This is a genomic window from Loktanella sp. Alg231-35 (assembly GCF_900143545.1).
Classification (GTDB): domain Bacteria; phylum Pseudomonadota; class Alphaproteobacteria; order Rhodobacterales; family Rhodobacteraceae; genus Yoonia.
The window spans coordinates 672,316-683,714 of record NZ_FREV01000002.1; the positions used below are offsets into that span (position 1 = coordinate 672,316).

13 protein-coding genes are annotated in these 11,399 nt (G+C 57.1%); 3 read left to right on the forward strand and 10 right to left on the reverse strand.

Annotation, left to right across the window (positions count from 1 at the left end):
* Positions 1-9: 9 nt before the first annotated feature.
* Entirely contained in the window at positions 10-606 is a 597-nt protein-coding gene (locus tag DHN10_RS06885; protein WP_108814468.1) for a 2-hydroxychromene-2-carboxylate isomerase, read from the forward strand.
* A complete protein-coding gene (locus DHN10_RS06890; protein WP_108814469.1) occupies positions 606-1,397 on the forward strand; it encodes an alpha/beta fold hydrolase in 792 nt (263 codons plus the stop codon). The genes DHN10_RS06885 and DHN10_RS06890 overlap by 1 nt, the downstream gene beginning before the upstream one ends.
* Here the strand turns inward: DHN10_RS06890 and DHN10_RS06895 are convergent.
* The 6 genes from DHN10_RS06895 to DHN10_RS06920 form a co-directional block, all read right to left on the reverse strand.
* Entirely contained in the window at positions 1,366-2,412 is a 1,047-nt protein-coding gene (locus DHN10_RS06895; RefSeq protein ID WP_108814470.1) for a threonine aldolase family protein, read from the reverse strand. The genes DHN10_RS06890 and DHN10_RS06895 overlap by 32 nt on opposite strands.
* On the reverse strand, positions 2,413-2,880 hold the full coding sequence (locus DHN10_RS06900; protein WP_108814471.1) for a YcgN family cysteine cluster protein: 468 nt from the start codon (positions 2,878-2,880) through the stop codon (positions 2,413-2,415).
* Positions 2,870-3,811 (reverse strand): bifunctional riboflavin kinase/FAD synthetase, encoded by a 942-nt coding sequence (locus DHN10_RS06905; protein WP_108814472.1) that lies wholly within the window; start codon positions 3,809-3,811, stop codon positions 2,870-2,872. Before DHN10_RS06905 ends, DHN10_RS06900 begins: the two co-directional genes overlap by 11 nt.
* 37 nt (positions 3,812-3,848) lie before the next feature.
* Positions 3,849-4,292, reverse strand: a complete 444-nt coding sequence (locus tag DHN10_RS06910; protein ID WP_108814473.1) for a MaoC family dehydratase — start codon at positions 4,290-4,292, stop codon at positions 3,849-3,851.
* Between the two features lie 187 nt (positions 4,293-4,479).
* Entirely contained in the window at positions 4,480-5,355 is an 876-nt protein-coding gene (locus tag DHN10_RS06915; RefSeq protein WP_108814474.1) for a TIGR01459 family HAD-type hydrolase, read from the reverse strand.
* Positions 5,356-5,427: 72 nt separating this feature from the next.
* Positions 5,428-6,345 (reverse strand): manganese-dependent inorganic pyrophosphatase, encoded by a 918-nt coding sequence (locus DHN10_RS06920; RefSeq protein WP_108814475.1) that lies wholly within the window; start codon positions 6,343-6,345, stop codon positions 5,428-5,430.
* Between the two features lie 648 nt (positions 6,346-6,993).
* Here DHN10_RS06920 and DHN10_RS06925 point away from each other — a divergent pair.
* Positions 6,994-7,644: a DUF2161 domain-containing phosphodiesterase gene (locus DHN10_RS06925; RefSeq protein WP_108814476.1), complete on the forward strand. Its 651-nt coding sequence runs from the start codon at positions 6,994-6,996 to the stop codon at positions 7,642-7,644.
* 3 nt (positions 7,645-7,647) lie between these two features.
* Here DHN10_RS06925 and DHN10_RS06930 read toward each other — a convergent pair whose 3' ends face one another.
* From DHN10_RS06930 to DHN10_RS06945, 4 genes are all read right to left on the reverse strand, one after another.
* Positions 7,648-8,643, reverse strand: a complete 996-nt coding sequence (locus DHN10_RS06930) for a TraB/GumN family protein (protein WP_108814477.1) — start codon at positions 8,641-8,643, stop codon at positions 7,648-7,650.
* A 61-nt stretch (positions 8,644-8,704) separates the two neighbouring features.
* Complete coding sequence (locus DHN10_RS06935; RefSeq protein WP_108814478.1) at positions 8,705-9,019, reverse strand: hypothetical protein; 315 nt, start codon at positions 9,017-9,019, stop codon at positions 8,705-8,707.
* Between the two features lie 441 nt (positions 9,020-9,460).
* Positions 9,461-10,141, reverse strand: coding sequence for a Crp/Fnr family transcriptional regulator (locus tag DHN10_RS06940; protein WP_108814479.1), 681 nt, complete (start codon positions 10,139-10,141; stop codon positions 9,461-9,463).
* Positions 10,138-11,399, reverse strand: a 1,262-nt coding sequence (locus DHN10_RS06945; protein WP_234417061.1) for a hypothetical protein, incomplete at its 5' end; no start/stop codon positions are given. The genes DHN10_RS06945 and DHN10_RS06940, both read right to left, overlap by 4 nt.

The window sequence follows — 11,399 nt, forward strand, 5'->3', positions numbered from 1 at the left end:
GACCGAAAAATGCCCCATATCGACTACTACTTCGCAACACTTTCGCCCTTCACCTATCTCAGCGGCACACGCCCCGCCGAGATTGCCCAAAAGCACGGGGCCACGATCAACTACAAACCGCTTGATATTATGGCGTTGTTTGGCCGGACGGGTGGCACGCCCCCCAAGGACAGGCACCCCAACCGGCAGGAATACCGCCTACAGGATATGGAGCGTCGCGCGAAATTGCTGGGCAAGCCGCTCAATACCAAACCGATGTTCTGGCCAACCAATGGCGCGCCGTCTGCCTATGCGATTATTGCCGCCCAGAATACGGGCGCAGATGTGGCTGAACTGGTCCTGGCTTTTGGTGCCGCTTGCTGGGCGGAAGAGCGTGATATCAGCCAGGACGATGTTGTGCGTGATTGTTTGGAAAAGTCCGGATTTGATCCGGCTTTGGCTGACAAGGACATGCTGACCAGCGCCGAGACATTTGGCAAAAACCTCGAAGATGCGGTAAACGCCGGCGCCTTTGGTGCACCCTTCTTTATAACGGACACCAATCAGCGGTTCTGGGGCGAAGACCGCATTGATGATCTGGATGCCTATCTGTCTGGTAATATCTAATGTTCACCGTCTCGGGCCATCAGGTCCATAGCGTGACAGTGGGCGAGGGCGCGCGCGCTGTCATGATCCACTGCGCATTGGCCCGGCACGACGCGTTGTTGCCGCTGGCCAAGGAAGTGGGCGGGCAGGTGACGCTATTCGATATGCCCGGCCATGGGCAAAGCGATGCATGGGATGGCCAGCACGAATACCAAACCCTCGTCACCAAAGCTGCGGCGGCGTGCAGTGACGCGCCGACCCATCTGATCGGGCATTCCTTTGGGGCCACGGCGGCACTGCGCCTTGCGGTTGAACGCCCGGATTTGGTGAACCGCCTCACACTGATTGAACCGGTCTATTTCGCCGCCGCCAAAGGTTTGCCGGAACATGCAGCACACGCAAAGGCGTTCCGCCCTTTCGTCGCTGCAATGCTGATGGGCGAAGAGGCGCGGGCAGCAGATCTGTTCAATGCGCTGTGGGGCAATACCGCATGGGCCGATATTCCTGCGAAGAACAAAACTTACCTGATTGATCGTATTCATCTGATCGTGGCAGGCGGTGCCGCGATTGAAGAGGATGCAGATAACATCACATCGGCTGAGACGTTGGCATCGCTGAAGATGCCTGTAACCCTGATCAGAGGCAGTGAAACCCAACCCGTTATTGCGGCCATCCACAAGCGGCTGGCAGAGCGCATCCCGCAAGCGACCGATCACGTGGTGGCGGGTGCGGGCCACATGCTACCGATCAGCCCGGCGCATGTGTCAGCGGTCGCGGCGATTATCCGTGCAGCAGATCAAGGAACTGACTGACTTGTTCGCTGGTGATTGACCAATCGCAAACAAGCCGACCAATCAGCAGTTCGTCCGCATCGCCGTTGTCAGGATCACCATTCATCACATAATACACCGCTCCGGCATCAAGCATGCGCTTGTGCTCACGGCGGGGCATCTCGAAAAAGATGATGTTCGCCTGTGGTTCGAACATGATCCGGGCCGCGCTGAAACTGCGCAGCCCTGCGGCCAATTGGGCGCAACGGGCATTTGCGGCGTCGGCCAGTTCCAGCCACAGCCCATCTGCCAGATACGCCTGCATTTGCGCGGATAGATAGCGGTGCTTGGACAACAGGTGCCCGCCGCGTTTGCGCCGCAACTCAAACTCCCAGGCGAGGTCCGGGTCGAAGATCACACAGGCCTCAACCCCTAGCGCACCGTTCTTAGTGCCGCCAAAGCTGACAGTATCAACGCCCAGTTTCCATGACATCTCTGCGGGCGAACAATCAAGTGCGGCCAGTGCATTGGCAAAACGCGCCCCATCAAGATGGGTTTTCATCCCGAATTCCTGCGCTGTCGCGGTCAGCGCGCGCAGCTCGTCCAATGGGTAGATTGTGCCCTTTTCGGTCACCTGCGTGATCGACAAGGGCCCGCGTTGCGGGCCATGGACACCACGGTTTTCCTCGGCAAGGATCTTGGAGCGCAGCCCATCGGGGGTCATCTTGCCATCGGGCGAAGGTACCAGTGTCAGTTTGGCCCCGGTGTAAAATTCGGGGGCGTTGCATTCGTCTTCGTGGATATGCGCGCAGTCACTGCAAAAAATCGTCTGCCAAGGTTGCGCCATCGTGCCCAGCAAGACAGAGTTCGCCGCCGTGCCGTTGATGATAAGAAAGACCGCAGCCTCTGGTGCTTCAAACACTGTGCGGACCTGCGCGCGGACCTCTTCCATGATCGGGTCGGCACCATATCCCATGGCGTAACCTTCATTGGCGGCGATCAGTGCCTCCATCACCTTGGGGTGGGCGGGGCCAGCGTTGTCTGAGGCAAAATACATCTAGTGGGGCTCCTCGATGATATAGTCATCCCAATCGTCTTCATCGACGTCGAATTCGGGCACGGTCATCCCCTTCACAGAGACACCAGCGGCATGGACCGATGTCGGATCGCCCGAAATCAGTGGATGCCAGTCGTAAAGGGCGCGGCCCTCATAGATCAGGCGGTATCCGCAGGTGCGGGGCAGCCAGTAAAGGTTCTTGGCGATAGTGTCAGGGTTCAGAACGATGCATTCCGGAACGTAAGCGTGCCGGTTGCTGTAATTCGCGCAAAGGCAGGATTCATTGTCCAGCAAGCGGCAGGCTACGCGGGTAAGGGCGACAGTGCCTTCATCATCTTCGAGCTTGTTCAGGCAGCATTTGCCGCAACCATCGCAGAGCGCTTCCCATTCTTTTTGGTTCAGCTCTGACATGGGCTTGGTTTCCCAGAACCGATCTGCCAACCCGTTGCGCGGGATCTCAGCGCACATCGCTGAGGATCTTTCGGGCTTTGCTGCAGTCATCATCCATTTGCACGATCAGCGCATCAAGCCCGTCGAACTTTAGTTCTGGGCGCAGGAAATCAACCAGTGCGACAGAGAGCGTCGCGCCATAAAGGTCGCCTTTGAAATCAAAGATGAAGGTTTCGCAATTTGGGATATTCTCGCCAAACATTGGACGCACCCCGATCGAAGCGGCCCCATCGTAGGTGCCCTTGTGTGGGCCATCCAATACATCAACCTTGACCGCATAAACGCCAAAGCGCGGCGGATGCAGGCCGGTGATCGACATATTCGCCGTTGGATATCCCAACTCGCGGCCCCGCTGGTCGCCGCGGATCACTTCGCCTTCGATCCGGTGCCAATGGCCCAGCATGGCAGCAGCGTCACGTGGGTTGCCGTCCGACAAAGCCTTGCGGATGGCGGTTGAGGATACATTGCCATTGTCCAGCGCCACAATGGGGGCGACGGTCACACCAAACCCCATTTCCTTGCCGAACGCGATCAGGTGGTCGACGGTACCCGCCCGGCCTTGGCCAAAGCAGAAATCGGCACCGACCACGATATGCGCAAGACCCAATTGATCGGCAATAATCGTCTGTGCAAAATCGCGCGGTGTCAGGTTGGCAAGGCTTGCGTTGAACGGTACTTCATAGAGTTTTTCGACGCCCAGCTTGGCCAGCCGATTGGCGCGGGCTTCGGCATTCATGAGCCGGAAAGGGGCGCTGTCCTTGCTGAAATAGCTGCGTGGATGCGGTTCAAACGTCATGATGCCCAGCGGCGCGTTTGTGGCTTCTGCGGCTTCGCGGGTCAGGTCAATGACGGCCTGATGGCCGATATGCACGCCGTCAAAATTGCCGATGGCCGCGGCAGCGCCGCGGTCGGCAGGATCAATAAAAACGGTGTCTCGAATAATGCGCATGGCTTTGCGTAGCCCGTGCACGAGAGGCGCGCAAGCGTCAGTCGAATCTACGTGACGGGGCCAGCACTGTGGCTTCGCCTGCCAGCACTTTCTTGTCGTTCACAATACAGCGCGTGTCCATTTTTACACGGCGTTTGGCGTGGTCAATTTCTGTCACCTCGACCTCGGCCAGTACCATGTCACCGGGGCGCACAGGGGCGAGGAATTTCAGGCTTTGACCCAGATAAACCGTGCCGTGGCCGGGCAGTTGTTCCCCGATCACAGCGCTGACCAGACCAGCAGTCAGCATGCCATGGGCGATGCGCCCGCCAAAAATGGTGTCCTGGGCATAGTCTTCATCCAAGTGTACCGGGTTCCGGTCGGTGGAGACATCGGCGAACATCTCAATGTCGCGGTCGGTGATCACCTTGCGGAGCGAACGGGTCATGCCGATTTCGATATCTTCGATGCAGATCGTGCCGCGCGGTGTGTTGTCCAACATGTCAGGCTCCATTGGGTAACAAAAATTCGACCATCAATATGATATTGAAATTTTATTACTTCGCGGGTGCAGAAAAATCAAGTGATTCCTGTGTTTTTGATCCACTAATGAAAGACCTGATCACCAATCGCATTCACCGGTCAACGGGAGGCAGCGAATGGCGATGCATTGCGACCCAAAAACCGTTCTACCGTAGCTGCCCGATTGTATAGGTCGCACTCATCTGTTGTTCGTCGAGATAAGCGGCGAGAGCGTCAGGGTCCGGCTGCCGGTCTGTCTTGGTCTCCGCAGCGGCCAACCCGCCCGAAATAAAGAGCACATCCAGATCTTCCTGCACGCCGCCCAGCACGTCCGTGCCGATCCCATCACCAATGGCAATAATATGCGGATCAGATGGCGCATTGGTCAATGCAGCGAGCCTGCGGCGAGCGAGGTCGTAAATGGGCGGGTGCGGTTTGCCGAAGTAGAGGCTTTCGCCGCCCATTTCTGTATAGAGTGCAGCAAGCGCACCAGCGCACCATTCGCGCACTTCACCCCGGTCAACGACGATATCGGGATTGGCGCAAAGCAGCTTGAGCCCCTTTTGTTTGGCAAAAAGGAACTCTGGCCTGTTCACGTCCACGTCGGCCATAGGATCAAACGGACCGCAGCAAACGATACCCTCGGCCTCATCCAGTGGCACTTTTTGGATGCTCACGGGATTATCGATGATTTTCAGTGGCTTGAAGAAATCATCATCGCGGGGGCTTTCGCCCATGAACCAGATTTTCTTGCCGACAATACCCCGGTACATTGCTGCCCGCGCGCTGTCGCCAGAGGTGGCAATCGCGTCCCATGCGTCGTCCGGCACACCAAGACCGTGGATTTGACGGGCAACTGAGTCCCACGGGCGGGGGGAGTTGGTGACAAGCACCACAATGCCACCCCTTGCGCGGTAGGCTTGCATTGCTGCGACGGCGTCGGGCATAGCTTTCACGCCGTTATGAATACACCCCCAAAGGTCCACGAAGGCGGCGTCATACTGCCCCGAGATTTCTGCGAATTGGTCGATAATCTGGGTCATGTGTAAACCTTTTGGGGCGCTTGATTTGCGTACAGTGCCTGAACACAAACCGTGTGACGGGGTATTGCGGTTTTAGACCTTCAGCGCTGGAATGATCTGCTTTTTGCGGCTCATAACGCCGGGGAGCACGACGCTGTCGCCGTCCACCGTTGCGCCAAATGATTTCTCGGCCACGGTTTTGGTCAGGTCATTGGGGATCAGCATTGTGGCTTCTTCGTTGATGATGTCGACCACAAACAAAAGTACCTCATCCACGCCGTCTTCTTTTGCGACATCAGGCATAGCTTTCATCAAGGTTTCTTTGCGATCCAGAACGATCTTGGGTGATGTGGTCTCTAGAACGGAGACGCGGAACTTCTTGCCGTCAACTCCGTATTCCTTGCTGTCCATGCGCAGCAGTTCCGCGTCGGAAAATGCTGATACATCGGATTTCGCGTCAAACATCTCGGTCGCGTAGGCTTCGATATCGACTTTCAATTCCTTGGCCAGTTTTTCGGCCAATGTCTTGTCGATCTCGGTCGTTGTGGGCGAGCGGAAGGCAAGAGTATCGGACAGGATACAGGACAACATCAGACCTTTGATCCCCTTGGGCATCTTCTTGGCCGTGGCGCCCATCATCTGATGCATGATCGTCGCCGTGCACGCCAAAGGCCGGATCGTGATGTTAATGGGGTTCTTTGTTTCAAGCCCGCCGGCCAATTTGTGGTGGTCGATGATTGCCAGCACATCGGCGTTATTGATGTTGGCAGGCAATTCGGCAGGGTTATTGGTGTCTACGATGACGCAGGATTGGTCGTCGTCTACATCGGCAATCACCGCAGGCAGGTCAAAGCCCCAGTGTTTCGCTACGAAGGCGGCTTCGGTGTTGGGCGCGCCCAACAATGCGGCCTTGGCCTCGATCCCGGATTGGTTCAGGAACCACTCCCAGATCAGCGGTGACCCGGTGCTGTCAGTGTCGGGGGATTTGTGGCCAAATACGAGGGTTGTCATATGCGTCGCTTTCCATCTGTGCAGGATTTGACGCGTATATAGAAGGCTGTGCCGGGGCTGTCACCCCGTCGGTTTTTGCTGACGTTGTGGGGGGGGGCGCTGCCCCCGTCCCTGCGGTCCTCCCCCGAGATATTTTTGAACAAAAGAAGACGTGAAGGCTGGGTTTGGTTGCCGTTGTTTGACCAATGCCGCTGGGGGCGGTAGCATTGCATCATTCTGTAGGAGGACGCTGACAATGGACAAGCTGGTTTAACCGCTCACCCTGACCTGACGTATTTTCTCTTAAGGAGCACTCTGACAATGGACCGTTCGCACTAACGCCTTTTGGCGAAGAGTTGGGCCGTTTGGCCCCTAATTTTATTGCAAACGAGAGGTGCATTCATGCCCCGCAAAACCCCAAAACCCCGCAAGGCGGGTCTTCCACCCGTGTCCGCCCCCAAGAACCGCCGCGCTGTGCGGCCGGGCCCAGCGGGCGCGCTGCAACGCCACCCGACTGGTCCTGCCCGCGATAGGCGGTTTGATCGCCGCCCGCCGAAGTTTCCCGGACGACTAGGCGGACGGTGAAACGAGAGTCTCGCCATCTGTTTGGGTGGCGGGGCTTGCATGGCCGCGCGATTTCGCATTGGCTGTCCGCGCAGGAGAACGCGCATGCCGAAAGAGGCCGACCTATACCCCCCCATCAAAACCTATCTGCAGCGTCAGGGCTATGACGTGAAAGGTGAAGTGGGTGCCGCGGATGTGGTTGGCCGCAGGGGGGATGAGGTTGTCATTGTTGAGCTAAAAACAGGGTTTTCGCTGGCCTTGTTTCATCAGGGCATTGAACGGCTTTCCGTGACGGACAACGTCTATCTGGCTGTTCCTGCGGGCGGCAAGAACAAGGTGCTGAAGGCCAATGTCACACTCGCCCGCCGTGCGGGCTTGGGTGTTTTGACCGTGCGTTTGCGCGATGGGCTGGTTGAGGTTCTGGCGGATCCCGGTCCTTATGCGGCGCGTCAGTCCAAGAAGAAAAAGGCCCGGATGTTGCGCGCCTTTGACCGGTTGCAGGGCGATCCGAATGCTGGCGGTGCGACGCGCCATGGGATCATCACCGGCTATAGGCAGGATGCGGTGCGGTGTGCGCGGTTTCTGGCTGTTCATGGCCCTTCAAAAGGGGCGCAGGTCAAAGAATGGACCGAGGTTCCGCAAGCCACGCGGATCATGGCGGATGATCATTATGGCTGGTTCACGCGGGTGGAACGTGGCGTTTATGCCCTGACCGATGCCGGACGCAAAGGCCTTTCGGATTTTGGCGACGTCTGAGCGTTACTGTGTCACGCGGGTCAGCGTCCAGCCATCGTTCTGCATCAGTTGCAGTACGCCCTGATCACCGATCAGATGGGCCGCACCGACTGCAACGACAATGTCGTCATGTGTTTCAGTTGCCGCCAGAATAACGGGAATCCAATTGCGGTTGCGTGTTTCCAGTAGAGCCTCTTGCATCTCGGCAAACATGGTGACCCCTTCGGCAGGGTCTAATCCGGGAATGTCCGCGATCGCGACGCGTGAAAGCTCCCACAGGCGCCCGACGTCTTCGGCAAAGTAACGGTCGAGCATGGCGACGAACATCTGCTGTTGGATCGCAGGTGACAGCATGTTGACCCGGAGCATATCGACCTGTTCGTCGATGGAATCATTCTTGAAGATATCAAAGAGGGTTGTGAACGGCTCGACCGCTTGCATGGGGACACCTGCGGCTTCGGCATCCTGGATTATCATCTGATCAAGCCCACGCACGCCTGAAACCATGTCCTCCATCGCACAGGGCGGCACGGCAAGCATGAGCGACAGATACCAAGGCTGCATTTTGGCGGCCATGAAGGGCGGGATACTGCGCTGGCTGGCGGCATCCGCGATCAAATCCCATGTGCCGCTATCGAGCATTTCGGGCAGAGTGGGGCCGTCAACAATGAACAGTCTGCCCGGGTCTGTGACGATCATATCCTGCAGCTTGTCTTCTTCCTCGGGGGTGGCTTCGAGCATGACCAGATCGGCATTTGTGATGGTGTCAGTCAGCGTCGCACGTAAGGCTTCGAGGCGCGGGTCATAGATGTGCATTGTGCCGATCACAGTGACAGTGTCTGCGCTTTTGGTTGCTTTCCAGACCAAACCTTCGGCAAACGGCATATCGGCAACAGCGACATCAAGCTGCATTCGCTGGGCATCGCTGATCTGGTCAAGATAGCTGACGCCTGTGCAGGCAGCAGTCGCCATTGTCCCGGTCAGCGCGAAGAGTGCTGTCACAGCGGTACGAAGAAACATGTGGCTATCCTTTGGTCTGGCGTATTCAATAGGTAAGCGCTTCGCGCCCGGGGTCTAGACCCTAGGCGCGGTTTTCGAGGATCATGCGCTGACCGGCCCGGATCAGAAACCGGCCAATCGTGTTACGCAAGGTGCGTTGCGGCGGGGGTACCACACGCAGCTGCGGCCGCAGAAACGGCGCAGCGCCCCTTGGCAATTGTACGGAACCCGCATCAGCGGATGGCGTAACCAGCAAAGGCACCGGCGGCCAACCTGTTGTGGCTGGTGTCAGGTCCAGCCGTGTAGGTGATGCACGCCGAACGATGGGTTTTTCGTCGCAATAGTGATGAATATCGGGGCCGATCTTGTGATCGACGGTAAAAAACGGGGGATGCATGGGAGTATCCGATCATGAACATTTGGAGAGATTTGCGTCGGGCCACTGGCCGCAGACGCACTGCAACGCGATGGGTTAGCACCACGTGAGGGTAAAATCCTTTCTAAGCATTGCAGTCTCCTTGATTCGGTGTCGAATGAGGGTTGTTTAGCCCATGAATAACCGTTGACCCAAGGGCATTTTTTGGAAATTGGATATTTTGTCGATATGTCAGCGCATCACCGCCAGAATGGGCGGGACAATTCTGCGTCTGACGTCCGGGTGTTTACCCGAAAAGCACAAAAACCAAACCGAAGCTGCCAGCAAACAGCATCATTGTGACTTCCGCGCCTAAACTACTAAAAATACGCATATTCTTTACCATTACCCTACCACTTATCGGCAAGATACCGCTCAGGCGGATCAAAGTCTAGGCAAAAAAAGGGCGGAACGCGCTCTGGCTCAGCTGGGCTCGGTGCTGAGTTCTTCGGGGTCGAGGATCTCAATTCTTTGGCGTGCTGATTTGATCGCACCGCGTTTTGCCAGCTTACTCATCGAGCGGCTGACCATTTCGCGATTGGCCCCGATTGAGGCTGCAATCTCGGCGTGGGTGGGGGCGTCTTCGATCACCGATCCTTGACCCAATTTGTCGTGTTCGGCTGCCAGACGCAGCAGGTAGGTGCCAACCCGTTCTTCTACTGAAAGCGTCGTCATTTCCATATTGCGCCGCGTCAGCACTCTGATCCGTTCAACCAGACTTGCCGCGACCCGCTGTCGGATCACCGGGACGGCGTTGAAAAGGTCAAGAAAACTTTGCCGTTTCATGGTTAACAATCGCGCATCCGACTTTGCCACAACGGCCAGCGATCGGGGTGTGCCGTCGAAGGCTGCAAGTTCGCCGAAATAGGCGCCAATGGGGAAGCGCGAAAAAACAATCTCGCGCCCCTGATCTGTCCAGAACACCGCCAGCAATGATCCCGAAAGCAAGAAGTAGAGATCATAGGAATCGTCTTCCTGATCAAAGATCGTCTGCCACGGTTCGAGTTTCTGTTCGCTCACGTCCAGTGTGATGCCGGACAAATCCGAAGCAGCAACACCCGCAAAAAGCGGCAGCTCATATGAAAGAAGTTTTTCAGGTGTCATTGTGCGGCCAGAATACTGCGTGCCTTGATGATTTCTGGGGGTTTCGCCAGCGGGTCGAACTGATCAGTTGCGGCCTTCAGGGCTGCATGATCAGCCAATCCTTTGTCAATCTGGTCCAGCCGGGTCCGTAGCAACCAGAGCCTTGCATTTTGCCGCGTTGCAACGTCAGCCGCTTGGTCCAGATAGCTAGCACAGTCTTTTGCGCGCCCCACCAGACGGCAGATGTTGGCATGAATGCGCAGCACTTCGGCGTACCAACACAGCAGACCATTTTCTTCATTCTCGCGGGTGGCCTGAAGCGAGGTTTGATAGGCTTCGTCCAGTTTGTCGTGCTTTGCCAGAGCCAGCGCATAGTGGGCGCGGAAGTATGGTAGGCCAATATTGGCGCCGATCATTTCATGCGTGCCAATGACTTGTGCAAACCCGGCTAAACCTTCGGCGCTGTCGGTTTGGCTGGGGTCCATGACGTTCAACCATGCAGCCCCCGTCACCTGCCAGAATGCAGCGGCTTGACTTGTCGCTGTTTCCAGACCGGTCAGGACGCGTGCAATCGCGGTTTCGACTTCGCCGGCATAGTATAGCGGAACCGCCCCCCAGATTTGCGCCCAAGGCTGCATCACGGGGATATTCAGTAGGTTCTGATGGGCGTCCGTCTCGGCAATCAGATCAGGGATCAGGTGGGTGTCGCCTGCAATGGACCGTCCAGCGGTTTCGAACATCTGTGCCGCTGCAAACGTGTCTGCCCCGTAAGTGGCGATCATTGCCCCATGTTGGGCCACGTCGTAAATCTCGCGTAGGGCTGCGAATTCACCGAATTGCTTGTCAAAATCGCCGGCATAGAAATGCAAAGATGCATCGACGTTAAACGCAGCAAGACGCAATTCATTGTTGGTTTCGGCGGCGGGAACTTCCTTGGCGGCATCGCGCAGTAGGGCGCTGAACTCATCCGCGCCTGCCTTGTCGCCGGACACGATTGCGTGGGTAAAGCTGCCATAAAATGCCGGGCCGTTGGCAACGGAATAGTCGTTTTGCCGTGCGGCCAGTTTGCGCACCTCATCAAAGGCATCCCGCACGGGTTGGGCTGTAAAGCCAAGCGTTTGCATGCGGATCGACCCAAGCGCGGTATGGCAAGCGATTTCAAGCGCGCGCACATCGACGTCTTTAGGGGCTTCCGCGCAGAGAGTGATCGCTGCAAGGATGTGCGCCTCGGCGTCTTCCATGGCACCCTGGAACAGGGCCCATTGACTGACGGCAAGAT

Bases quoted from the DNA above. Each gene is read 5' to 3' on its own strand.
- DHN10_RS06940 (WP_108814479.1), bottom strand. From the start codon at position 10,141: ATGACACCTGAAAAACTTCTTTCATATGAGCTGCCGCTTTTTGCGGGT.
- DHN10_RS06905 (WP_108814472.1), bottom strand. From the start codon at position 3,811: ATGCGCATTATTCGAGACACCGTTTTTATTGATCCTGCCGACCGCGGC.
- DHN10_RS06935 (WP_108814478.1), bottom strand. From the start codon at position 9,019: ATGCATCCCCCGTTTTTTACCGTCGATCACAAGATCGGCCCCGATATT.
- DHN10_RS06890 (WP_108814469.1), top strand. From the start codon at position 606: ATGTTCACCGTCTCGGGCCATCAGGTCCATAGCGTGACAGTGGGCGAG.
- DHN10_RS06885 (WP_108814468.1), top strand. From the start codon at position 10: ATGCCCCATATCGACTACTACTTCGCAACACTTTCGCCCTTCACCTAT.
- DHN10_RS06915 (WP_108814474.1), bottom strand. From the start codon at position 5,355: ATGACCCAGATTATCGACCAATTCGCAGAAATCTCGGGGCAGTATGAC.
- DHN10_RS06910 (WP_108814473.1), bottom strand. From the start codon at position 4,292: ATGTTGGACAACACACCGCGCGGCACGATCTGCATCGAAGATATCGAA.
- DHN10_RS06900 (WP_108814471.1), bottom strand. From the start codon at position 2,880: ATGTGCGCTGAGATCCCGCGCAACGGGTTGGCAGATCGGTTCTGGGAA.
- DHN10_RS06930 (WP_108814477.1), bottom strand. From the start codon at position 8,643: ATGTTTCTTCGTACCGCTGTGACAGCACTCTTCGCGCTGACCGGGACA.
- DHN10_RS06895 (WP_108814470.1), bottom strand. From the start codon at position 2,412: ATGTATTTTGCCTCAGACAACGCTGGCCCCGCCCACCCCAAGGTGATG.
- DHN10_RS06925 (WP_108814476.1), top strand. From the start codon at position 6,994: ATGCCGAAAGAGGCCGACCTATACCCCCCCATCAAAACCTATCTGCAG.
- DHN10_RS06920 (WP_108814475.1), bottom strand. From the start codon at position 6,345: ATGACAACCCTCGTATTTGGCCACAAATCCCCCGACACTGACAGCACC.